Here is a 22,840-nt window from a genome sequence, read left to right on the forward strand (position 1 = left end):
GCAGCGCGGTCCTTTCAAGGAACGATGTATGAGCGAACAGAACTATCAACTGCTGCATGCCGAAGGCGGCCGTATCCCTATCAAGGGTTGGGTGAATGGCGTGCCGCTCGAAGAGCAGGCACAACGACAATTGCAGAACCTGTCCGGGTTGCCGTTCGTGGGGCCGTGGATTGCCGCGATGCCCGACGTGCATCTGGGCAAGGGCGCGACCGTGGGGTCGGTGCTGCCGACGCGCGGAGCGATCATTCCGGCCGCGGTCGGCGTCGATATCGGCTGCGGCATGGCCGCGGTGCGCACCACGTTGAAGGCGAGCGACCTGCCCGACAGTCTGGCGCAGTTGCGTTCGTCGATCGAGCGTGGCGTGCCGGTCGGCAACGGGCGCGGTGGCGAGCATGGGCGCATGCCTGGCAGCATCACCACGCGACTGGTGCAGTCCGGCCTGGGTGATCGCCTGGCGGCGATCAAGACCAAGCATCGCCGCATCCGCACCGACAAGATCGAGCGTCAGCTCGGCACGCTCGGCGGCGGCAATCACTTCATCGAAATCTGCCTCGACGAGTCGGATGCGGTGTGGGTGATGCTGCACTCGGGCTCGCGCGGCACCGGCAACCTGATCGGCACCTACTTTATCGAACGTGCCAGACAGGAACTGGCGCATCGTGTGCTGGGCTTTCATCTGCCGGACCAGGACCTCGCCTTCTTCATGGAGGGAGAGGAACTGTTCGACGACTATGTCGAAGCGGTCTCCTGGGCGCAGGACTATGCGCGGCACAATCGTGAGGCGATGCTGGAGCGCGTGCTGGGCGAAATGCGTCACCGCCTGCCCAAGTTCCAGTTGGCGAAGATGGCGGTCAACTGCCATCACAACTATGTGCAGCGTGAAACGCACTATGACGAGTCCTTGCTGGTAACGCGCAAGGGCGCGGTCAGCGCACGCGAAGGCGAGCTGGGGATCATTCCGGGCAGCATGGGCACGCGCAGTTACATCGTGCGTGGCAAGGGCAACCCGGAAAGCTTCCACAGCTGCAGTCACGGTGCCGGCCGCGTGATGAGCCGTACCGCGGCGCGTCAGAACATCACGCTGGCGCAGCACCGCGAAGCTACGGCGCACGTCGAATGCCGCAAGGACGCGGCGGTGATCGACGAATCGCCGGCTGCTTACAAGTCGATCGATGCCGTCATGGCGGCGCAGAGCGACCTGGTGGAAGTCGTGCATACCTTGCGTCAGGTGTTGTGCGTCAAGGGATGAAGATCCCACTGCGCCGTCTCGTTCGAGGCGGCGCTTTTTTTTGCTTTACCATGCCGCCTTCAGCGCCTGACCGGCGAGTTGCGGGAATACCATGTTGCGCTGTTCGATGCGGGCTCTGCTGTGCGTGTGCTGGGTGGCCCTTGCGGCTTGCGGCCGTGCACCTGCCGTGCTCGAAAACGATGCCTATATCTGGCAGCGACAATGGACGCCACAGCTGGTCGATGCGATGCGGCAGTCGGCGGCGGATGTGCGCGACTGGCGCGTGCTGGCGGCACAGACCGATGCACAAGGCCGGCTGCGCAGCTTCTCGGCCGATCGTGCTGCGTTGGCGGCGTCGGGGCGGCCAGTCATCCTGGTCGTTCGCATCGACGGCCAACTGGCGCAATGGGACGAGAATGCCTTGCTGGCGCAGATCCTGGCGTTGCGCCAGAGCTGGCGAGGCAGCCCGATCGCGGGTATCGAGATCGATCACGACTGCGGCACGGCAAGGCTGCCGGCGTATGCCCATTTCCTGGGACGTCTGAAGGCTGGCCTCGGCGATTTGCCCTTGTCCATCACGGCGCTCCCGGCGTGGCTGGAGTCGCCGGCGCTAGACGGCTTGCTGGCGCAGGTCGACGAAGCCGTGTTGCAAGTTCATGCGGTGCAGTCTCCACATGCCGGCTTGTTCGATGCCGGCTTGGCTACCGACTGGGCCCAGCGTTTTTCCACGCGCACCCATAAGCCCTTCCGGATCGCCTTGCCCACCTATGCTAGCCGCGTCAGCTTCGATGCGGACGGGCGGCAGCTGGGGGTGCAAAGTGAGGTGCCGAATCTGGCCGGCGGCGTGTCCTTCAGCGAACTTGCCGCCTCGCCCGAGGCCGTGGCCGGGTTCGTCATGGCGATGAAAAACCGGACGCCGGAACATCTGGTCGGACTGGTCTGGTTTCGTCTGCCGACCAGTGAGGATGCGCGGGCCTGGAGCCTGTCGACCTGGCATGCCGTCATGCGTGGTTTGCCGCTATCCTCACGCTTGTCGGTGCGGGCACGGCCAGCGGCGACGGCAGGGGCGGTGGATATCTTATTGAGCAATGACGGCGACGTGGATGTGTCGTTGCCATCCGCGCTCAGCCTCCCGGCCGACTGCAAGCTGGCCGATGGCATCAACGGCTACGTATTGGTTTCCGATCGAAACGGATTGCGTCTGCAGCGTCGGCAAGACGGCTGGCTGCACGCACATCGCGAACGCGCCGTGGGTTGGGCACGTTGCGCGGGTACCGATCCCAGGATCGCCATCCAGGCGTGAGTTTCTTCCATTGAGTTGCATGACAGGGTAGTTATCCATGTTCAAACGTAAAGCGATCGTGGCCTGCGGCATCGTTGGCCTGGCAGGCGCCGTGGCCTGGGCCTGCGGTCCGATGTTTCCCAACCAGCTGCTGGACAATCGCACCGCGACGCTCAATGCGGCGCCCGTGAACAGCTTCGCTTTCGAAGCGGCGCGGCTGCTGCCGGCCACCGACCAGCTCAAGCCGGTCGAGGCCGATACGTCCATCTATGCCGACAACAAGAAGGTCGAGCCCGACCTGGGCCTGACGGCTGCGCAGCAGGCCGATGTCGAAGCGATGAAAAAGCTCGACGACGATGATTCGGCCTATGCTGTAGGCAAGGATCTGCCCGAGGACGTGCGCCTGTACACCCTCGGCGCCAAACAGTTCGGCAAGGCGATGGACAGCTGCAATGCGCCGCAGGACAAGGACGCGAACGCCGAGACAGATCCGTATGGCGCCAGCAGCGAAGACCCCAATGATCAGCCGCGTCGCTGCATCGGTGCCGATCCGGCCTTGTTGGACAAGGCCGTGGCGAGTTTCGAAAAGGTCGCTGCGTTGCCACCCGAGCAGGCCACGCTGCGCTCGGTGTGGGCGGCCTACATGCTCGGCCGCATTCATGCCTTGCGCGCGCTATCACAAGCCGGCGACGCCGCCGCATTCAAGCGCGAGCGCGATGCGGCGGCAAAGGCCTTCGAACTGGCACGTACGCGCGCCGTTGCGGGCGCCTCCGATACACAGGGATTGGGCGTGGCCAGTTTCGGCGAACAGGCGCAGCTCTATCTCTACAGCGGCAAGACCTTGTGCAGCTGGGGCGATTTCTACAATGCCAACGATTGCGCCAAGAGCGTCGCACCGGCGGATCTGAAGCATGCCATCGCCCTGTATGCGGCACAGGCCGGACACGGCTCGGACAATGCCGTGCGCTCGTTGCAGCAGATCGCCTTTACCGTCCTGCAAAGTAGCGACCTGACCGAGGGCATCGTGGACGGCCCGCTGTCGCAACGGCTGATGGTGGTCTACGCGTTGTCGAGCGGCGGGTCGAGTTCGTCCTACGATCCGGCTACCGACAAGACGGATGCCAAGCCCGATAGCGCACTGACGAATCTGGTCGATGCGATCGTGGCAAAAGGAGGCGAACCCGCCGCCGGCGCCGACCGTCTTGCGGTACTTTGCTACAGCGCGGGACGTTACGACCTGGCCGAGAAGCTGGTGGCCAAAACCAGTGGCCCGCTGAGCAGCTGGTTGCGCGCCAAGCTGGCTTTGCAGAAGGGCGATTTGGTTGCCGCGGCTGCTGCATATGCCGATGCCGCCAAGGCTTTCCCGAAAGCCGATGATCCGCAGGCCACCATCGAAACGGCCAACACGCAGTTGATCCTGGGCGAGCAAGGTGTGCTTGCCTTGGCTCGCGGCGAGTATCTCGAAGCGATGAACCATCTCTACGATGCGGCCAATCGCGTCGGCGGCGACGGCAACGAGATTGGCGATGAGATGAATCCCGACGATCCGGGCATCGGTTATGGCAACGACATGCACTACGTCGCCGAGCGCGTGCTTACTGTCGACGAACTGAAAGCCTTTGTCGATGCACATGCGCCGGCCTCGCCCGCACCCGTCAAGGACAAGGATAAAAAGTCCGACGAGGGCGGCTACAGCCCCGCGCCGGTTGCCGACCATCTCCGTTGGTTGCTGGCGCGTCGCCTGATGCGCGCCGGACGTTACGACGAAGCATTCAACTATTTTCCCGCCAGCGGCGATTCGCGTTTCGGTGAGGTGGATCTGCGCGCCAAGGCACAGGAATACGCCAAGGATCTGCACGACGCCGAGCACAACTGGACCGATATCGGCAAGGCCGAAGCCGGTTACGCCGCCGCGGCGATTGCGCGTGAAAACGGCATGGAAATCCTCGGCTTCGAGCAGAATCCCGACTTTACCGACAACGGCGGTTCCTTCCCCGGCGGCAGCGGTCAGGAGCCCAAGAGCATGGAACAGAAGTTCGTCACCGACGGCGAACGCCAGCGCTACAAGGATTCCATGGCCAAGCCCGATCTGCGTTTCCACTATCGGTACGCAGCGGTCGACCAGGCATCTAAAGCCGCCGACTTGCTGCCGCCGCGTTCGCAGGCCTTCGCCGCCGTCCTGTGCAAGGCCACCGGTTGGATGATGGATGGTCCGGGTGACGGTTACGCGGACTATAGCGATCAGCCTTCGCCGGAAAAGCAGGAAGACGAGCGCAGCAAACGTATCAAGGCGCTGTACGCGCGCTACGTGAAGCAGGGGCCGTATGTGGATTGGGCGGACGACTTCGGTCAGAGCTGCCCGGCCCCGGATTTCGATGCTGCGCGCAAGCTCAAGCGGGCCCAACAGATTCGCGCGGTCAGGCACGCTATCCGTCGCCACCTTCCGCTCGAGATCGGTGGCTTGCTCCTGGTGTCGGGCGCCGTAGCATTCCTGGTCGCGCGTCGCCGCAAGAAGAAAAACGCGGCCAAGGCCGGGTAAAACGCGGGTCCGGTAGGGACGGTGAAGCCGTTCCTGCCGGGCCATGCCGGTGTCCGGCACGCTTTGCGCGATAATGCGTGTTCAATGACGCAGATATCGCCGTGAAAAAGTCCGATTTCGATTTCGAATTACCGCCCGAACTGATCGCCCAGTCGCCGCTGCCTGAGCGCTCGGCCAGCCGCCTGCTATGCCTCGATCCCAAGGCCGGTTCACGGCAGGACCGCATGTTCCGGGAGCTGCCGCAATTCGTGCGTCCCGGCGATTTACTGGTTTTCAACGATACCCGGGTGCTGCCGGCACGTCTTTACGGCCGCAAGGACACCGGTGGGGCAGTCGAAATCCTGATCGAGCGTGTGACCGGTGCGCACGAAGCCACCGTGCAATTGGGCGTGAGCAAAAAGCCCAGAGAGGGCGGCAAGATCGAGCTGGCCGATGGCAGTCATGCCACCGTGTTGGGCCGTGATGGTGCGTTCTTCAAGTTGCGCTTCGAGTCGCCGGAGCCGCTGGAAAAGCTCCTGTTGAAGCTGGGCGAAATGCCGCTGCCGCCGTATATCGAGCGACATGCCGATGCCAGCGATATGGAGCGCTACCAGACGGTCTTTGCGCGTGAGCCCGGTGCCGTCGCCGCGCCGACTGCGGGGCTGCATTTCGATGAAGCGATGCTGGCAAGCCTGCGCGAGCAGGGTGTGGATTTCGGTTACGTCACCCTGCATGTCGGCGCGGGCACGTTTCAGCCGGTGCGTGCGGACGATATCAAAGACCACCATATGCACCGCGAATGGCTCAATGTCGGGGCGAGCCTGGTCGAGCAGATTCGTCGTACCCGTGCCGCCGGCGGGCGTGTCATCGCGGTGGGTACTACGGTCGTGCGAGCGCTCGAAAGCGCAACCCGCGACGGCGAACTGCATCCCTTTGCCGGCGAGACGCAGATCTTTATTTTCCCCGGCTATCGCATCACGAGCATCGATGGCTTGCTGACCAACTTTCATTTACCGCAGTCGACCTTGCTGATGCTGGTATCGGCGCTGGCGGGACGGGAGTTTGTGCTGGATTCGTATCGGCACGCGGTGGCGCGGGGGTATCGGTTTTTTTCGTATGGGGATGCGATGTTGATTTTGGGGTAAAGGCCAGGGTTGCAGGGCCAGGAGGCAAAAGTCCCCCAAACGCGCGATAATTGCCTTTATGACCCCCCTGCAATTCGACATCTCCGCCACCGACGGCGCGGCGCGCCGCGGCCGTGTCACCCTCAATCACGGCACCGTGGAAACCCCGGCCTTCATGCCGGTGGGTACCTATGGTTCGGTCAAAGCCATGACGCCGCGCGATATCCGCGATATTGGCGCCGAGATCATCCTGGGCAATACTTTCCATCTGTTTCTGCGCCCCGGCCTGGAGGTAGTGGAGCAATTCGGCGGGCTGCACCGCTTTATCGGCTGGGACAAGCCGATCCTCACCGATTCGGGCGGCTTTCAGGTGTTTTCGCTGGCGCACAAGCGAAAAATCACCGAAGAGGGCGTGACGTTCGCTTCGCCAGTCGACGGCTCGAAGGTGTTCCTGTCGCCCGAAGTGTCGATGAAGATCCAGACGGTGCTCAACTCCGATATCGCGATGATCTTCGACGAGTGCACGCCTTATCCGGCGACGGAACAGGTGGCGCAGACGTCGATGGAGCTGAGCCTGCGCTGGGCCGAGCGTTCGCGTCGCAGCTTCAATGAACTGCATAACCCCAATGCGCTGTTCGGCATCGTGCAAGGCAGCGTGTATGAAAACCTGCGCCGCCGCTCCGCCGAGGGTCTGGTACAGATCGGTTTCGACGGTTACGCCGTCGGAGGGCTCGCGGTGGGCGAAACCGAGGCAGAGCGTAACCACACGCTGGATTTCACCGTGCCGCTGCTACCGCAGGATCGTCCGCGTTATCTGATGGGTGTGGGGCGGCCCGAAGACATCGTCGAGGCTGTGCGACGCGGTATCGACATGTTCGATTGCGTGATGCCCACGCGCAATGCACGCAACGGCTTCCTGTTTACCGCCGAAGGGACGCTGCGCATTCGCAATGCCAAGTTCATCGCCGATACGCGGGTGATCGAGGAGGGTTGCGATTGCTATGCCTGTGCAAACGGTTTTTCGCGTGCCTATCTGCGCCATCTGGACCGTTGCAACGAAATCCTTGCCAGCCAGTTGGCGACGATGCATAACCTGCGGCATTACCAGCGGCTGATGGCGGGGTTGCGCGATGCGATTGCCAATGCCAGGCTGGAGAGCTTTGTCGCCGAGTTTTATGCGCGGCGCCAGGTGTCGGAGCAAAAAGCATAACCTCAGATCTTTGTAGGAGCGGCTTCAGCCGCGACAAGCCGTGACGTAACCGTGTGTCGCGACTGAAGGGGACCTCGAATAACCTCAGTTCTCTTATCGTCATCCCGGCGCAGGCCGGGATCCATTCCTCAGTTGCCGCTTGTCAGACAGCTTATGGTAAGCATCTGCGCTGAGGAGTGGATTCCGGCCTGCGCCGGAATGACGAATAGGAAAGGTTTCTAGAGGTTCCCTGAAGTCGCGCCTACAAAAATGTAGCCGTCTTCAGTAATTGATCTGCAACTGCATCCGCAACAAATCTCCCTTCACACGCGCATACGGTGCAGCCGTGAGATTGCTCCGACGCATATTCGCGTAAGCAACGGCGATTTCCAGTGCCGATGACGGCCGCCATTCCATGCCGACCTCGGTTTCGTCGAGCAGGAAGCTCGGCGAGTTGGTGTCGAATTTCGACGCACCCCGAAAGGTCTGCCACTTCACGTAGGGAATCAGCGAGCCGTACGAGCCATCCATCTTGTACATGGCCTGCACATAACCGCCGCGCAGCGATCGCGTGCGAATCTTGCGTTGACTCAGATCCAGCTCCGGTCCACGTCCTACCGTCCATTCCGCCTGGAAACCGAACGGCTGCGGGTAATAGATGATGTGCGCGGCGACACGCTGATCGAGCGCACCGTTGGATGGCGCGGTGTCCTTGGGCGTGAAGGTCTGGTTGTTGACCGTGATGGAGGCCGGTGTGGCGACCTTGAAACGGCCCGAATAGGCGTCGGCACCGACTTCCAGGTACTGCCCGTTATCGAACTTGAACGGATAGGTCAGATGCAGCACGGTGTGCAGGCTATTGTTCTGCTCCGCACGATTGGCACCCTGGCCGTTATAAAGGCCAAGGCCGACGATGCCATAGTCGCCCGAGCCCTTCAGGCCCGACTGCACCAGATATTTGAAGCGTTCGGCGATCGGCTTGGGCGTGTAGTAGAAGAACAGCCCGATATCGCGCTCGTCGCGTACGCCGGTGTTCATGGCGTCAGCCCGGTCCGGGGCGATGCGGTTCTGGCTCGACTGCAGGTTTTCCCAGCCGTAGGGGACTTTGGACTGGCCCGCGCGCACGCGCCATTCCTTGCTAGCGTCGAAATAGATATCGGCGTAGGCATCGCGCAGCTGGGCGAAGTTGGACGTGCTCGAGCCGGTCGGCGTGCTGCCGAAATCCGGTTGGAGGTACAGCGAGACGTAGTCGTTCAGATCGCCGCTCAGCACGACACGGGCGCGGCGGATGCCGAAGCCCTGATTGCTGCCGATAAAGCGGTCGCCCGGTGAGCGCAGCAGACCCGCGTCGCCGCTGAGCTCATGGTTGTAACGCATCTGGACGTAGCCGCGCAGGCTGATCCTGTCGTACCACTTCTTGTCCGCGCTGGCGGGCTTGGCCGATGCGATGGCCGGTTTGGCCGGGGCGACGTCCTCGGTTGTCGCCGGCTTCCTGCCGTCTGCTGGGGAAGCGTTTTGAGCTGTCTGGGGAACCGTGGCGGCCGGCTGCTTGTCTTCAACCCGGACGAAGGTGCCGAGCTTGTCGCGGCCGGGGCCCGGCTCGGCGAAGATCTGTTGGGTCTTGCGATCGACGTAGAACTCGATCGCCGCGGTCGGGGCCGTTTCCGCCATGGCATTGGCACCCATGGTCCAAAGAATCGAGGCGAGGGCTTTTTTCTTCACAAGGTTTCCTGGCGGCGGGCCGCAAAGCAGGTCGGCTGCGGGGTCTTTGGGTGTGGGGTAGGGGAATCGCAATATCTTGCGATTCGGTCGCCAACCTTAGATTCCGCCTATGTCCGCTTTATGACAGGACTGAACCGCGTCACAGGCCCGCTCCGAGCGCGGGCTGGTGCCGATGACCAGCCATGCAAGCGTTCAGGTCGCATGGCATAATCGGCGATCTTTTTCATGGTGGCGGCAAAAAATCGCGCCGACACCGCAACTTGCGAGACATAACGATGAATTTGCCGATCTCTTTCATGCTGGCCCAGGCTGCCGCTCCGGCTGCCGGCGCGCAGAGCCCGGGTGGCCTGCTCAGCTTCCCGATCCTGATGATCCTGATGTTCGGCGTCATGTACTTCATCATGATCCGTCCGCAGATGAAGCGGCAGAAAGAGCATCGCGCGCTGTTGTCGGCCCTTTCCAAGGGCGACGAAGTGGTGACGAACGGTGGCATCGCCGGCCGCATCGACGAGGTGGGGGAGACGTTTGTTACCGTCGAGATCGCGTCGAATGTGAAGGTCAAGGTGCAGAAGGGGGCCGTGTCGCAGGTGTTGCCCAAGGGCGCACTCAAGGCCGACTAAGCAGCGGCTTAGCTTATCGCCACCGACTACGGTGCAATGACGCTTCCGCCGCAGCCTGAGTGCTGCGGCTTTTATGGATTCAAGGCATGAGTGATTTTCCACGCTGGAAATATGCGCTGGTTGTGATCGTACTGATACTCGGCATCGTCTATGCGTTGCCGAACGTATTCCTGCCGATTCAGGCCGTGCAGATCACCGCGAACCACAACGCGCCGGTCGATCAGGCGTTGCAGCAGAAAGTCGCTGCCGCGCTGACGCAGCAGAAGGTGGCCTATAAGGACATCAGCATCACCGGCGACCACCTGACGGTGGGCTTCGTCAACGGCGATATGCAAAAGGCCGGTGCCGATGTGATTCGTCCGGTGCTGGGCGACGACTACACCATCGCCTTCAACCTGGAGTCGAGCGCGCCCAAGTGGTTCCGCTCGATCGGCGCGAACGCCATGCCGCTGGGCCTGGACTTGCAGGGCGGCGTGCACTTTCTGATGGAAGTGGACCAGGACGGCGTGCTGGACAAGAAAGAAACCAGCTACGCCGACGACATCCGTTCGCTGCTGCGCCAGAAGAACATCCGTTACGACTCGGTGACCCGCAGCGCAACGCGCGGCCAGGGCATCAATATCGTGCTGCGTTCGGCTGACGATCGCACCACGGTATCGAATGCGATCGCCACGGAGTATCCGGACCTCAACGTCAAGGATGGTCCTTCGACCGGCGACCGCTTCGTGGTCAACGCCAGTATGAAGCCGGAAAAGCTGCGCGATCTCTCGCAGAACACCATTCGCCAGAACCTGGGCACGCTGCGCAATCGTATCAATGCGCTGGGCGTATCCGAGCCGATCATCCAGCAGCAGGGCGACAGCCGCATCGTGGTCGAGCTGGCCGGTGTGCAGGATACCGCCGAGGCCAAGAAGCTGATCGGTGCGGTCGCTACGCTGGAATATCGCGCCAGTATCGGTTTCCCGGGCGATCCGCGTGCGGTAGATGCGGCCAAGACCGGCAATGTGCCGCCGGATGCCAACCTGTACTACATGCGCGACAGCAAGCTGCCGGTGCTGGTAGCCAAGCGCGCGATTGTTACCGGTGACGAGCTGGTCGATGCCTCGTCGTCTTTCGACTCGCAATCGGGTTCGGCGGCCGTATCGGTGACGCTCAACTCCGCCGGCGCGAAGAAAATGCTGGACTTCACCACCAACAACATCAATCAACCGATGGCGGTGGTGTATATCGAGCGTGTGGTCGATACCAAGATGGTCGACGGCAAGGAAGTACGCACGCCGACGATCACCTACTCGGTGATCAACGACGCCAAGATCAATGGCGCGTTCGGCAAGAACTTCCAGACCACCGGCCTCAACGGCGCCAAGGAAGCCTCCGGTCTCGCCCTGCTGCTGAAGGGTGGTTCGCTGGCCGCGCCGGTCGACATCGTCGAAGAGCGCGTGATCGGTCCGAGTCTGGGTGCGGACAACATCGACAAGGGCCTCAAGGCCGTGTTGATCGGTCTGGGCCTGGTGCTGCTGGCCGCCGCGATCTACTACAAGCTGTTCGGTCTGGTCGCCGATATCGCGCTGTTCTTCAACCTGGTGATCCTGATCGCGGTGATGTCGATGATCGGCGTGACCCTGACCATGCCAGGTATCGCCGGTATCGTGCTTACCCTCGGTATGGCGATCGACGCCAACGTGCTGATCTGCGAACGCATCCGCGAAGAACTGCGCAACGGTTCGACGCCGCTGGCCTCGATTCGTGCCGGTTACGACAAGGCGTGGGCAACGATTCTCGATGCCAACGTTACCCACCTTATCGCCGCGCTTGCGCTGACGACGATGGGTTCGGGTCCGATCAAGGGCTTCGGCGTGACGCTGCTGATCGGTATCCTGACCTCGATGTTCACCTCGGTAACCCTGACCCACGCGATCACCGCGCTGATTCACGGTAACCGCAAGCTCAAGACCTTGTCGGTCTAAGGGGCACAGGGACTCATGGAAATTTTCAATCCCCATAGCAACATCAACTTCCTCGGCATCCGCAAGCTCTCGATCGGGATTGCCGTCCTGTTGATGATCGCCTCCGTCGCACTGATCGGCGTGCGCGGCCTTAACTACGGTCTGGATTTCACCGGCGGTATTTCGATCGTTGCCGACTATCAGCAGCCCGTGGCGATCAGCGACGTGCGTCTGGCTTTGAACAAGATCGGGGTAGAAAACCCGACGGTCACCAGCCTGGGCGGCACGCGCGAAGTGTCGATCCGCCTGCAGCCGACCGCCGGCATGCTCGACGAAAAGGGCAAGGTCAACCTGGACAAGGTGGTGTCGGTCGTAGCGCCCGCGCTGCAGGCTTCACGCCAGGATGCCTCGATCAAGAGCCGCGACTATGTCGGTTCGCAGGTCGGCGACGAGCTGCGCAGCGACGGCATCATCGCGGTGATCATGGTGATCACCGGCATCATGATCTACCTGTGGATCCGCTTCGAATGGCGCTTCGCCGTCGCGGCGCTGATCACCGAGGTGCATGACGCCCTGGTCACGGTCGGCATTTTCGCGCTGACCCAACGCGAGTTCGACCTGACCGTGTTGGCCTCGGTGCTGGCGGTGGTCGGTTACTCGATCAACGACAAGGTGGTGGTGTTCGACCGTATCCGCGAACTGTTCCGCCTGGCGCGCAAGGCCGAGCCGGAAGAAGTGCTGAATCGTTCGATCAACAGCACCCTGTCGCGAACCATCATCACCTCGCTGTTTACCGGTATCACGATGGCCGCGCTGTATTTCTTCGGCGGCCCGGTGGTGCACGGCTTCGCGATCACCATGTTGATCGGTATCGTGGTCGGTACCTTGTCCTCGATCTTCGTTGCCAGCCCGATCCTGTTGTGGCTCGGCGTATCGAAGAAGGACCTGATGCCCAAGACTCGCGAGAACCCAGAGTTGGCACGTCGCCCTTAAGCGTCGCACAGACAGTTACGCAGAGCCCGGTTATGCCGGGCTCTTTTTTTTCGAAGACAAGGAGCACAGAGGGATGAGTGAAGCGTCTTGGCACTACCAGGATGGCGACAAGCCTGCCGGTCCGGTGAGCGCGGCAGTGATTCGCGAAAAGATTCGCGAGGGCCATATTCGTCGTGGCACATTGTTGTGGAAAGAGGGTTCACCCGATTGGGTGTCGGCCGAACAGACGGAGTTTGCGCAGGACGCGGACTCGGCCTTGAACAACCCGTATGCGTCGAGCACCTCGGCCAGCGAGTACGCGCCTGAACTGCAGCGGACGTTGAAGCCGGTCAGTGCGGCGCCCGCCTGGGCGATCGCGTTGGCGCCGCTGTTCCTGATTCCGCTGGCCTTCGTTTCCTATACCGGTTTCATAGGCTTTGCGATCTATGTGAGCCTGTCCATCTGGGATCGCAACCAGATCAAGGAGTCGGGGCGCGAACCGTCGATGGCTTTCCTTTGGACGATTCTGCTGGGTGCTCTTGGTGCGCCGGTCTATCTGTTCCTGCGGGCGGCACGTATCGATCGTCAATGGGCTTATGCGATCGTGAGTATCGTTACGGTGTTGATTTTCTTCGCGGCGGTTTTCTACAAGACGATGCCGTAAGGACTCCGAAAAACCTTTCCTACTCGTCATCCCGGCGCAGGCCGGGATCCATCCCTTAGTCCTCGCCTGTCAGACAGCATGTAGCAAGCGTCCACGTTGAGGAATGGATTCCGGCCTACGCCGGAATGACGAGTAGGAGATGCAGTGGTTTATCCCACCGTCGAAGCAGACTCGGGAGTCCCCATCGGCAACTCTTCTTCCGCATCTTGCCGGTGCGCTTCTTGCGGATGGTGCCCCACCCCATGCGCTTCCCATTCCGCGATCGGAATCGGCCGATAGCTTTCGCCGAAGGCTACCTCGCCAAGCTTCCAGCCGGCCGGGCGGCGCACCGCGCCCCAGAAACGCTTGAGCGCGTTCCAGTGCAGGCCGATCAGGCCGTGTTCGTTATCGTTGTCCACCAGCGGATCGCCCACGCCGGTCGGGCGCGGCGCAAGACCGTAGAGCGCGGTGCCGAAGATCACGTCCCAGATCGAGAACACCTGGCCGTAATTGCAGTTGTGCAGGGTGGGGCGCTCCGGATCGACCAGCATGTGATGCAGGCGATGGAACTTCGGGTCGACGAAGATACGGCCGAAGACCTTGCCGAAACCAATGCGCACGTTGGCATGCGAGAAATTCTGCACCAGCTCGCCAAACAGCATCAGCCAGGCGAACTGATCGGGCTCCACGCCCATGACGATGCCGACCACGGCCAGAATGATCGACTGAATAAAACCGTCGACCGGGCTGCCGCGATCGTTGGTCCAGCAGCTCATCTGTCGCGTGCTGTGATGCATGCTGTGCAGCGCCCACCACCATGGCAGCGCGTGCTGCAGGCGGTGCATCCAGTAGTACACCAGGTCGTAGATGATGTAGTAGACGAAGAACAGCATCAGCGGATGCTGGTTCAGTACCGGGAACCAGTGCGTGATCGCCAACGGCGAAGCGCTCGCATCGCTGGGGCCGGTGTCCGGGCCGCCGAAGTAATTGGCGATCGGCGTAAGCACCAGAAAACTGAAGAGCGGGAAGATGCCCACCAGCATCATCACGGTGTACTGGAAGTCCACGCGGGTGAGTTTGCGATCGGCCCATTGCTCGGCCGGCACGATGCTTTCCAGCGGGCGGAAAATAAAGCCGATGATGCACAGCTGCAGCGTCGCGATCAGCAGCGAAGCGGCAATGTCATGGGGGTCGCCGGCCAAGCCTGCCAGGTGCAGGAAGTTCAGTACCGGGATAACCCCGTGCACGCTCAGCCAAGTAACCAGGTGGGACCACAACTCGGACATCGGAACACCATCAAAAAAAGAGGCTGCCAACCCCTCGCGAGCATACCGCCGCCATGGCGCTAACGATCACTCGCGAGATGTTGCGTTCAGTGCCGCGTCGAGCGTCGCCAGGCGTTCAGGCGTCCCGACATCGGTCCAGGCGCCGGTATGGAGGCTGCCAGAGACCGCGTGCTCGGTCATCGCGGCGCTGAGCACCGGCCTAAGCTTGAAGCGAGGCGGTTTCGCGGTGCTTTCAGCGGTCTCGCCGACCGCCGATCGCCAGTCGGCCAGCAGCTCGGGCCGATAGACCCCAACGCCGCTGAAGGTGAGGCGCGGTGAGCCACCGTCGACGAGTTGGCCATCGGGGCCGATCGCGAAGTCGCCCCCGGGATGGTGCGCTGGATTGTCGACCATCAGCAGATGGGCCAGCCCGGCAGGCTCGGCCGGTAGCGTCGCGAAATCGGCGTCGGTCCAGATATCGCCGTTGACCGCCAGAAAGGGCTCCGGTCCAAGCAAGGGCAGGGCGTTCAGCATGCCGCCGCCGGTTTCCAGCGGGATGGCACCCTCATAGGCATAGCGAATACGCAGTCCCCAGCGAGAACCGTCGCCGAGCAGATCGGGAAACTGATCGGCCAGATGCGAGGTATTGATCACCACATAGCGCACGTCGATAGCCGCGAGTTTTTCCAGATGCCACACGATCAGCGGTTTGCCGCCGGCCATCAACAACGGCTTGGGCGTGCGATCGGTGAGCGGACGCATGCGTTCGCCCAGGCCCGCGGCAAAGATCAGCGCGTGTCTCATGCGATCGGCTCGCGCAGATCGCGTCCGCTCGCATGACGCTGTAGCAGCGCTGCGAAATCCGCGAGCTCGTGATAACGGCTGGCGACACCAACGATGTAGTCGTAAACGCGAGGCAGGTCGTTGAGGTAACCGCGCTTCCCGTCGCGATACCACAGCCGGCAAAACAGCCCGAGCACCTTGATGTGACGCTGCAGCCCGATCAGATCGAACCAACGCTGGAAACGGTCGGTGTCGATGTCATCGCCGATCAGGCGTGCTTCGCGTAGACGCATGCGATAGTTCTCGACCCAGCCTTCGACACGCTCGCGGTCCCACACGATGTAGCAGTCGCGCAGCAGCGAGGCGAGGTCGTAGGTGATCGGGCCGACCAGTGCGCCCTGAAAATCGATCACGCCCGGATTGCCGCCTTGCCCGACGATCAGCAGATTGCGGCTGTGGAAATCGCGGTGCACGAAACAGCGCGGCTGATCGAGTGCATTGCGCAACAGCACGGCGAACGCGTTTTCCAGCACATCCCAGTCGGCGCCTGCAGGCGGATGACCAAGATGCTTGCCAAGAAACCATTCCGGCATGATCTCCAGTTCGCGACTCAGGAAGGCGTAGTCGTAGGGCTGCATGCCGCTGACATCGGCGTGCAATTGCATGCGCAGCATGGCATCCATGGCATCGCCATAGAGCCTTTCCACGCTGGCATCGTCCAGCGCAGGCAGATACAGCCGGGAGCCCAGGTCTTCGATCAGCAGCAGACCAAGGTCGAGATCGTGTGCGTAGACCTCGGGAACATGCAAGCCCGCTGCCGCCAGCTTCGCGCCTATTTCCAGCCACGGGCGCGGGTCTTCCTGCGCCGGCGGCGAGTCCATCACGATCCAGCTCTTGCCCTGATACTCGGTGCGCGAGTAGCTGCGAAAGCTGGCATCAGCCGATGCCGATTCCAGTTGCAAGCTGGGATCGTTCAGCACGCTGCGTACCCAGGCCAGGCGAACATCGGCGCGGTCGGTGAGGTGATTCATAAAAACCCGCAAGATCAAGTGTGTCGAGCTTAACGCCGAACCGGCGCGGTGCAAACGCAACCGATCAAAGCAGCTTGATGCCAAAGGGACGAACCGCAAGCGCGAAGGCCCCGAAGCACGCGATCGTGAGCAGTGCGCTGAAACCTAGCGCAGGCCAGAAGCCGAAACGCGCCAACAGGCGCGGAAACGCCAGAAACATGGGGAGTGTCGGCACCACATACCAGAAGGTATACCAGGCGTGGTTGGCGATCTTTTCCGTCGGCTGTTTGTCGACGTAAAGCCAGGTCAAGGCCAGCAGGGTCACCAGTGGCAGCGATGCGAGCAGGGCGCCCAGACGATCGCTACGTTTGGCCAGTTCGGAAACGGCCACGACAAGAGCGGCCGTAATCAGGTACTTGGTGATGATCCAGGGCATGGGGATACCGCCAGCAAGCGTGCAGTGGAGGATGGCATGACGGCTGGTACGCGGACGCCATGCGACGATGCAATTGTCTAACACACGGGCCGGCATTTAGCATGCGTGCCCATGTCCCGCGCATCACTGCCCCTGCTAACTCGCCTGCGCCGCCATCGCGGCCTGTGGCTGTTGGCGATGGCTGTGTTGATGATCAAGCTTGCCAGCGGCACCTTGTGCCTCGCCGATGGTCCCAATGCCCGACTTGCCGCGGATATGGCCGCGATGGGGACGACAGCGCTGGTGCTGGATAATGCTTCGGCTGCTGTCTCCGGCAGCCTCGACGATTGTTTGTTGGGCGAAGGCGCCGGTTGCCATTGCTCCTGCGCTCATTCGATCGCGCTACCGATGAGCGTGGCGCTGTCGGTGCAGGCGATGCCTGCTTCTTTTCATGTGCCGGTGACATCGCCCGGCTTTGTGCCCGCCATGACGGGCACCGAACTGCGCCCACCTATCGCCTGAGAACGTCCGTCCCTGCGCGCCCTTTATGCAAGGGCGTGCTTTCGACCGTTTCTCAGGAGAAAGTTTCATGTCCATCTGTCGAGCGGCCCTTATCGGGGTCGCCTGCTTGCTGCATGCCATGGCAGCGAGCGCTACTACGCCGTCCCTGCGGGACGCCATCCATTCGCTATGGGATAGCAACCCCGAAGTACAGGCTGCACGTGCCGATCTCGAGGCAGCCAGCGCACGTGCACGGGCGGCGGCTCAACCGCTCTATAACCCCTCCGTGGCTTTCGAGGCGGAGAACGCCGACGTCAATCGGCGTACCGCTGGTATCAGCCTGAGCTTGGATGTTTCGGGTAAGCGCAAAGCGCGCACCGAACAAGGGCTGGCAGAACTGACAGCGAGCCAGGCGAGCTATGACCTCTTGCGCAGGGATGTGGCAGCGCGCTGGTTGAAAGCCTGGTCAGCGGCCACGCTTGCCGAGCAACAACGTGAACTGGGTCAACGGCGCGTCGCATTGATGCAGCGTTTCGATACTCTGGCCGCACAGCGCTTGAAGATCGGCGACATCAGCAGCCCGGAGCGGGATTTGGCCGCGCTTGCGCTCGGCGAAGCGCAAATCCAGCTGGCGACGTTACAAGCCAACGAGGCTTCAGCGCGTGCTGCATTGCTGGCGCTTATTGGCGAAACGCCCACGCAACCGGTCGCTCTCGAGCAGAGCCTGCCGCCCGCATCCGTGGCGATAACGCCGCTGCCGCTCGATCGCCGGCCGGAATTGCTACAGGCCCGGGCGATGCAAGCGAGTGCCGAAGCAAGCATCCAGGTGGCACAGCGCGCACGCCGGCCCGATCCGACAGTCAGTCTTACCGGCGGCCAGGTGCGCGCGGGGCCGATGAACGATCGGGTGATCGGCATCAGCGTGTCGATCCCCTTGCCGATTCTCAATACCGGACGCGCCGAGATCGATGCTGCCCGTGCACAGGCCGATGCGGCTACGGCCGGCGTGCGTGCAAGGCAATGGACAACTCGCGCCTCCTTGCAGGAAAGCCAGGCTCGTTACGACGCGCTGCGCGATGCGGCGAATGCTTTCGGGCAAGGACGTGCCGCTGCATTTGGCGACCGCGTCGCGTTGCTGGAGAAGCTCTGGCGCGCCGGCGAAATCGGTACTTCCGACTATCTCGTACAGCTCAAACAGAGCGTCGATACGGCGCTGTCGGCGCTCGAGCTGCAAAGCCAGGTCTGGCAGGCCTGGTTCGACTATCTCTCCGCCGCCGGTCGTTTGACCGATTGGGTTGACGGCCGTACCGAGGAACCGGGCAATGAATAATTTTCTAAAGAAGAGTCGGCTGGCCTGGCTGGTCATGGTGATGCTCGGCATCACGCCCTTGATGGCGCAAGAGGCCAATCATCCACTCAGTCTCGATGCGCGAGCCATCAGCGATGCCGGTATCGTCGTCGATCGCGCCACCGTGCGCGAACTGACCGAAGAGCTTAAAGCACCGGGCGAAGTCAAAGCCGATGCGTACTCGACCGAGCTGGTATCGCCACGCATCGATTCGATGGTGCTGGCGCGCAAGGTCCGGCTGGGCGATGTCGTCAAGGCGGGGCAGCCGCTGGTGATGCTGTCGAGTGTGCAGGTGGCCGAGACGCAGGGGGCGCTGATTGTTGCCGAGCAGGATTGGCAGCGCGTCGCCTCGTTGGGGGCTCAGGCGGTATCCGGGCGGCGTTATACCGAAGTCAAGGTTCAGCGCGATCAGGCGCGCGCCAAACTGCGTGCGTACGGCCTCTCCGATGCGCAGATCGCCGGCGTATTGCGCGCCGGCTCTGCGCGTGCGGATGGCAGCTATGCCTTGCTTGCGCCGACCGATGGCCGCATCACCACCGATCAGTTTCTGGTGGGCGAGCGGGTCGAGCCCGGCCGAACCTTGTTCACCCTGGTGAAGGAGGACTCGGTCTGGGTCGATGCGCAGTTGTCGCCGGCCGATGCCGGTAGCGTCAGTGCGGGTGGAAGTGCGCGGATTCTTGTGCACGGCACGAGCTTGCCCGGCAAGGTGGTGCAGCGAGCGCATCAGACCGACGAGCGCACGCGTACCGTGCCTGTTCGGATCCAGGTCGACAATAGCCGCGACCTTCTGCATCCCGGCGAGTTGGTGGATGCACGGCTTTCGACCGGTTCGCCAAGCCGGGCTGTTGCAGTGCCTGCCGATGCCATCGTGATGGTGCAAAACCAGGCAACGATCTTCGTCATGAAAGGCGAAGGTCAGTTTGAACCCGCCCCTGTTGCCGTCGGCGAAAACCGTGACGGCTGGGTGGAAATCAAACAGGGTCTGAAACCTGGTGTGGCTTACGTGAGTAAAGGTGCCTTTGTACTCAAGGCGCGCATGTTGCGTTCGCAGCTGGGAGAAGAGTGATGCTGCAGCGACTTGTCGACGTATCCCTTCGCTACAAGGTACTGGTGCTGATCCTTTTCCTGGTGGTCGGTTTTCTGGGTTATCGCGCGCTTGGACGGTTGCCCATCGATGCCTTCCCTGACGTTACGCCGGTGCAGGTCAACATCTACACGGAAGCGGCCGGTCTGGCCGCCGAAGATGTGGAATCGCTGTTGACGACGCCGGTGGAGTCGGCGCTCGCCGGCTTGCCCAAGGTGCACGAAATTCGCTCCGTGAGTCTGTTCGGCCTGTCGTATGTCGCGGTGTACTTCGACGACGATATGGACATATATTTCGCGCGTCAGTTGGTCAACGAGCGTCTGCAACAAGTCGGCGATCGCCTGCCTGCCGGTTACGGCAAGCCCGAGATGGGGCCCAATACGTCCGGGCTTGGACAGGTGTTCTGGTACACCGTGGAGCGCGCCGACGATGCGCTGGCGCAAGCGCCCAGCGATATGGATCTGCGTACGCTGCAGGACTGGTCGATCCGGTTGATGCTTCGCACCGCACCGGGCGTCGACGATGTCACATCGTGGGGTGGGCAGGAGAAGCAGTACCAGGTGCGGATCGATCCAATGAAATTGATCGCGCACAAGCTGGGCTTCAAGGACGTGATCGATGCGCTGCAGGCAAACAATGCCCAGGTCGGCGGCAACTTTGTCGACGTCGGACGTGAGCAGTATCTGGTGCGTGGACTCGGGCTGGTCAGGAATGCAGCAGACCTGGGCCAGATCGTCCTCAAGACCGAGGACGGCACGCCGGCCTACGTGCGCGATGTGGCGACGATTGTCGAAGCCGGTGCGCCCCGTACGGGTGCGGTAACCCGTGACGGCAAGGAGGTTGTCATGGGGCAGGCGCTGGCGCGGATCGGCGAAAACGCCAAGAGCGTTGTCGATGCAGTCAAGGTCAAGCTGGACACGGTCAAGCAGGCTTTGCCCGATGGTGTACGGATCAAGCCGGTCTACGAACGCACCGAGCTGGTGAATCAGGCCGTGGGCACCGCGGTGCGTGCACTGATTGAGGGCTCGATCCTCGTGGCGCTAGTGCTTTTTCTGTTTCTGGGCGAATGGCGTAGTGCGCTGGTGGTGGTCGTCGCCTTGCCGCTGGCGATGTTGATCGCGTTCATCTGCATGGACATGGCGGGACTGTCGGCCAATCTGATGTCGTTGGCGGGCCTGGCGATCGGTATCGGCATGATGGTCGACGGTGCGGTGGTCATGGTGGAGAACGCCTTCCGCATCATGGCCGAGCAAAAGTCTCGCGGCATGCCGGTCAACCGTAGCGCTGCGGTATTGGAGGCCGCGCGGGAAGTAGCCAACCCGATCGCCTTCGCGATCATGATCATCATCGTGGTGTTCCTGCCGCTGTTCGGCCTGCAGGGGCTGGAAGGCAAGATGTTCAAGCCGATGGCCTTCAATATCAGCTTCGCGATGGCCGGCTCGCTCTTATTGGCGCTGACGTTGATCCCAGTGCTGGCGGCTCTGGTGCTCAAGCCCAAGGAGGAAAAGGACACACGCTTGGTGGCTTTCCTGAAGCGCCGCTACGAGGCGGTGTTGTCCTGGTCCTTACGCAGACGTACCTGGGTGCTGGCCATGGCGGGTGCAGCTCTGCTCGGCAGCGTGGCGTTGTTTCCCTTCCTCGGCAAGGAGTTCATGCCGAACTTGAAGGAGGGCGCGATCATGTGGCGCATCACGTCGATTCCATCGGCGTCGCTCGATGAGTCGATCGATATTTCGAAGCGTGTCGCTGAACGCATCCGGCAAAAGTTTCCCGAGGTGGAAACTACCCTGGCGATGATCGGCCGGGCGGAAAAGGGTGAAACCGCCGACGTGAACTACATGGAGGTCTACACGCCGCTCAAGCCCAAGGCGCAATGGCGAAAGGGCCAGACGCTCGAAAGCATCGAGGCGGACATGCAGAAGACGTTGAGCGATGCCTTGCCCACGGCGGTGGTCGGTTATACCCAGCCGATTCAGATGCGTATCGAGGAGCTTATCTCCGGTGTACGTGCCACGCTGGCGCTGAAGCTTTACGGCGACGACCTTGGCGAGCTCGATCGGCTGAGTGCGCAGCTCAAGGACGTGCTGGCCGGTATTCCCGGTGCCGCGGATCTGGCGCTGGAGGCCAATATCGGCAAGCCGCAGATCCGCATTCGTGTCGACCGCGACGCCTTGGCGCGCTACGGCCTGAACGCCGACGACGTGCTCACGGTAGTCAAGAACGGTATCGGCGGCGAGCCGATCAGCAGTCTGATCGACGGCGTGAAGCGTTTCGATATCGCCGTACGCCTCGATGATGCGGACAAGGCGTCGTTGCGTGCGATCGAGCGTATTCCGATTCGCTCGGCCAGCGGTGCGATCGTGCAGCTGTCGCAAGTGGCGGAGGTCGACGATGCCGAGGGTTACTCGTTTATTCGACGCGAACAGTTGCAGCGCTATGCAGTGATCCAGATGGACGTGCGCGGCCGCGATATCGATGGCTTCGTGCGGGATGCGAACGCGGCGATCGCGCAGAAGATAAAACTTCCCACCGGCTACTACACGGAGTGGGGCGGCGCGTTCGAAAACCAGCAGCGCGCCTTGAAGCGGCTCGCTTTGATCGTGCCGGCAACGATCCTCTTTATCTTTATCCTGCTGTACACCGCGTTCAACTCGGTGAAGTATGCGGCCTTGATTCTGGCCAATGTGCCCTTCGCCACGATCGGCGGTATCGTCGCGCTGGCCATGACCGGGCAGTATCTCTCCGTACCCTCGGCGATCGGTTTTATCGCCGTATTCGGTGTGGCGATGTTGAACGGCATCGTGCTGATCAGTTTCTTGAACGAACAGCGTGCGAAAGGCTTGTCCGTGCGCGATGCGGTGATGCGCGGTACGGCGTTACGTTTGCGACCTGTGCTGATGACGGCCAGCGTGGCGATTCTCGGCCTGGTACCGATGTTGTTGTCCAGCGGCGTCGGCGCGGAAACTCAGCGACCGTTGGCCACGGTAGTAGTGGGCGGCTTGATCACGTCGACCTTGCTAACTCTGGTGCTGTTGCCGGTCTTGTATGACTGGATTGAGCAGCGCCGCTCGCGACGCTAAAAAGAAAGGCCGATAGGGAGGGCTTAGAATCGCCTCAGTTTTTATGATCGTCATCCCGGCGCAGGCCGGGACCCAGTGACTTTGTGATTGATTGTCGCGAAAGCCAACAA

18 protein-coding genes are annotated in these 22,840 nt (G+C 61.9%); 13 read left to right on the plus strand and 5 right to left on the minus strand.

The genetic code is table 11. The annotated features are described in order from the left end of the window. Positions 1-28 precede the first annotated feature (28 nt). The 5 genes from QMG46_RS09920 (at position 29) to tgt (ending at position 7,362) form a co-directional block, all read left to right on the plus strand. On the plus strand, positions 29-1,249 hold the full coding sequence (locus QMG46_RS09920; RefSeq protein ID WP_281852348.1) for an RtcB family protein: 1,221 nt from the start codon (positions 29-31) through the stop codon (positions 1,247-1,249). A 91-nt stretch (positions 1,250-1,340) separates the two neighbouring features. Further along, a complete protein-coding gene (locus QMG46_RS09925; protein WP_281852349.1) occupies positions 1,341-2,531 on the plus strand; it encodes a DUF3142 domain-containing protein in 1,191 nt (396 codons plus the stop codon). Positions 2,532-2,568: 37 nt separating this feature from the next. Further along, positions 2,569-5,049, plus strand: a complete 2,481-nt coding sequence (locus QMG46_RS09930) for a hypothetical protein (RefSeq protein ID WP_281852350.1) — start codon at positions 2,569-2,571, stop codon at positions 5,047-5,049. Between the two features lie 101 nt (positions 5,050-5,150). After that, a complete protein-coding gene (queA, locus tag QMG46_RS09935; RefSeq protein WP_281852857.1) occupies positions 5,151-6,173 on the plus strand; it encodes a tRNA preQ1(34) S-adenosylmethionine ribosyltransferase-isomerase QueA in 1,023 nt (340 codons plus the stop codon). 58 nt (positions 6,174-6,231) lie between these two features. Then, positions 6,232-7,362, plus strand: a complete 1,131-nt coding sequence (gene tgt, locus QMG46_RS09940; RefSeq protein WP_281852351.1) for a tRNA guanosine(34) transglycosylase Tgt — start codon at positions 6,232-6,234, stop codon at positions 7,360-7,362. 261 nt (positions 7,363-7,623) lie between these two features. Here the strand turns inward: tgt and QMG46_RS09945 are convergent, their stop codons facing one another. After that, entirely contained in the window at positions 7,624-9,063 is a 1,440-nt protein-coding gene (locus QMG46_RS09945; RefSeq protein ID WP_281852352.1) for a porin, read from the minus strand. Between the two features lie 275 nt (positions 9,064-9,338). On the opposite strand from QMG46_RS09945, the gene yajC reads away from it, so the two are divergent. The 4 genes from yajC (at position 9,339) to QMG46_RS09965 (ending at position 13,265) form a co-directional block, all read left to right on the plus strand. Further along, a complete protein-coding gene (yajC, locus tag QMG46_RS09950; protein ID WP_281852353.1) occupies positions 9,339-9,683 on the plus strand; it encodes a preprotein translocase subunit YajC in 345 nt (114 codons plus the stop codon). An 86-nt stretch (positions 9,684-9,769) separates the two neighbouring features. Further along, positions 9,770-11,650, plus strand: a complete 1,881-nt coding sequence (gene secD / locus QMG46_RS09955) for a protein translocase subunit SecD (RefSeq protein ID WP_281852354.1) — start codon at positions 9,770-9,772, stop codon at positions 11,648-11,650. A gap of 15 nt (positions 11,651-11,665) precedes the next feature. Next, positions 11,666-12,622: a protein translocase subunit SecF gene (gene secF, locus QMG46_RS09960; protein ID WP_281852355.1), complete on the plus strand. Its 957-nt coding sequence runs from the start codon at positions 11,666-11,668 to the stop codon at positions 12,620-12,622. 73 nt (positions 12,623-12,695) lie between these two features. Further along, entirely contained in the window at positions 12,696-13,265 is a 570-nt protein-coding gene (locus QMG46_RS09965) for a DUF4339 domain-containing protein (RefSeq protein ID WP_281852356.1), read from the plus strand. Positions 13,266-13,414: 149 nt separating this feature from the next. On the opposite strand, the gene QMG46_RS09970 is transcribed toward QMG46_RS09965, so the two are convergent. The 4 genes from QMG46_RS09970 to QMG46_RS09985 all read right to left on the minus strand — a co-directional run bounded on the left by QMG46_RS09970 (position 13,415) and on the right by QMG46_RS09985 (position 16,738). After that, positions 13,415-14,530, minus strand: coding sequence for a sterol desaturase family protein (locus QMG46_RS09970; protein ID WP_281852357.1), 1,116 nt, complete (start codon positions 14,528-14,530; stop codon positions 13,415-13,417). A gap of 66 nt (positions 14,531-14,596) precedes the next feature. Continuing rightward, entirely contained in the window at positions 14,597-15,313 is a 717-nt protein-coding gene (gene murU / locus QMG46_RS09975) for an N-acetylmuramate alpha-1-phosphate uridylyltransferase MurU (RefSeq protein ID WP_281852358.1), read from the minus strand. Further along, positions 15,310-16,323 carry an aminoglycoside phosphotransferase family protein gene (locus QMG46_RS09980; RefSeq protein ID WP_281852359.1) on the minus strand — a complete coding sequence of 338 codons (1,014 nt, stop codon included), beginning with the start codon at positions 16,321-16,323 and terminating at the stop codon, positions 15,310-15,312. Before QMG46_RS09980 ends, murU begins: the two co-directional genes overlap by 4 nt. A 64-nt stretch (positions 16,324-16,387) precedes the next feature. After that, positions 16,388-16,738 carry a DUF3147 family protein gene (locus QMG46_RS09985; protein WP_281852360.1) on the minus strand — a complete coding sequence of 117 codons (351 nt, stop codon included), beginning with the start codon at positions 16,736-16,738 and terminating at the stop codon, positions 16,388-16,390. Between the two features lie 111 nt (positions 16,739-16,849). Here QMG46_RS09985 and QMG46_RS09990 point away from each other — a divergent pair, with 111 nt between their 5' ends. The 4 genes from QMG46_RS09990 to QMG46_RS10005 all read left to right on the plus strand — a co-directional run bounded on the left by QMG46_RS09990 (position 16,850) and on the right by QMG46_RS10005 (position 22,730). Further along, positions 16,850-17,239, plus strand: coding sequence for a hypothetical protein (locus QMG46_RS09990; protein ID WP_281852361.1), 390 nt, complete (start codon positions 16,850-16,852; stop codon positions 17,237-17,239). A 118-nt stretch (positions 17,240-17,357) separates the two neighbouring features. Continuing rightward, positions 17,358-18,548: a TolC family protein gene (locus QMG46_RS09995; RefSeq protein ID WP_281852858.1), complete on the plus strand. Its 1,191-nt coding sequence runs from the start codon at positions 17,358-17,360 to the stop codon at positions 18,546-18,548. Beyond that, positions 18,541-19,632 carry an efflux RND transporter periplasmic adaptor subunit gene (locus tag QMG46_RS10000; RefSeq protein ID WP_281852362.1) on the plus strand — a complete coding sequence of 364 codons (1,092 nt, stop codon included), beginning with the start codon at positions 18,541-18,543 and terminating at the stop codon, positions 19,630-19,632. The genes QMG46_RS09995 and QMG46_RS10000 overlap by 8 nt, the downstream gene beginning before the upstream one ends. Then, positions 19,632-22,730: an efflux RND transporter permease subunit gene (locus QMG46_RS10005; RefSeq protein ID WP_281852363.1), complete on the plus strand. Its 3,099-nt coding sequence runs from the start codon at positions 19,632-19,634 to the stop codon at positions 22,728-22,730. The genes QMG46_RS10000 and QMG46_RS10005 overlap by 1 nt, the downstream gene beginning before the upstream one ends. The last annotated feature ends 110 nt before the right edge of the window (positions 22,731-22,840 follow it).

This window comes from Dyella sp. GSA-30 (assembly GCF_027924605.1).
Lineage (GTDB): Bacteria > Pseudomonadota > Gammaproteobacteria > Xanthomonadales > Rhodanobacteraceae > GSA-30.

Excerpts from the sequence above, each read along its gene's own strand:
- QMG46_RS09925 (WP_281852349.1), top strand. The coding sequence starts at position 1,341 with ATGTTGCGCTGTTCGATGCGGGCTCTGCTGTGCGTGTGCTGGGTGGCC.
- QMG46_RS09970 (WP_281852357.1), bottom strand. The coding sequence starts at position 14,530 with ATGTCCGAGTTGTGGTCCCACCTGGTTACTTGGCTGAGCGTGCACGGG.
- QMG46_RS09990 (WP_281852361.1), top strand. The coding sequence starts at position 16,850 with ATGTCCCGCGCATCACTGCCCCTGCTAACTCGCCTGCGCCGCCATCGC.
- QMG46_RS10005 (WP_281852363.1), top strand. The coding sequence starts at position 19,632 with ATGCTGCAGCGACTTGTCGACGTATCCCTTCGCTACAAGGTACTGGTG.
- QMG46_RS09995 (WP_281852858.1), top strand. The coding sequence starts at position 17,358 with ATGGCAGCGAGCGCTACTACGCCGTCCCTGCGGGACGCCATCCATTCG.
- secD (WP_281852354.1), top strand. The coding sequence starts at position 9,770 with ATGAGTGATTTTCCACGCTGGAAATATGCGCTGGTTGTGATCGTACTG.
- QMG46_RS09920 (WP_281852348.1), top strand. The coding sequence starts at position 29 with ATGAGCGAACAGAACTATCAACTGCTGCATGCCGAAGGCGGCCGTATC.
- QMG46_RS09930 (WP_281852350.1), top strand. The coding sequence starts at position 2,569 with ATGTTCAAACGTAAAGCGATCGTGGCCTGCGGCATCGTTGGCCTGGCA.
- tgt (WP_281852351.1), top strand. The coding sequence starts at position 6,232 with ATGACCCCCCTGCAATTCGACATCTCCGCCACCGACGGCGCGGCGCGC.
- yajC (WP_281852353.1), top strand. The coding sequence starts at position 9,339 with ATGAATTTGCCGATCTCTTTCATGCTGGCCCAGGCTGCCGCTCCGGCT.
- QMG46_RS09980 (WP_281852359.1), bottom strand. The coding sequence starts at position 16,323 with ATGAATCACCTCACCGACCGCGCCGATGTTCGCCTGGCCTGGGTACGC.
- secF (WP_281852355.1), top strand. The coding sequence starts at position 11,666 with ATGGAAATTTTCAATCCCCATAGCAACATCAACTTCCTCGGCATCCGC.
- QMG46_RS09965 (WP_281852356.1), top strand. The coding sequence starts at position 12,696 with ATGAGTGAAGCGTCTTGGCACTACCAGGATGGCGACAAGCCTGCCGGT.
- murU (WP_281852358.1), bottom strand. The coding sequence starts at position 15,313 with ATGAGACACGCGCTGATCTTTGCCGCGGGCCTGGGCGAACGCATGCGT.
- QMG46_RS09985 (WP_281852360.1), bottom strand. The coding sequence starts at position 16,738 with ATGCCCTGGATCATCACCAAGTACCTGATTACGGCCGCTCTTGTCGTG.
- QMG46_RS10000 (WP_281852362.1), top strand. The coding sequence starts at position 18,541 with ATGAATAATTTTCTAAAGAAGAGTCGGCTGGCCTGGCTGGTCATGGTG.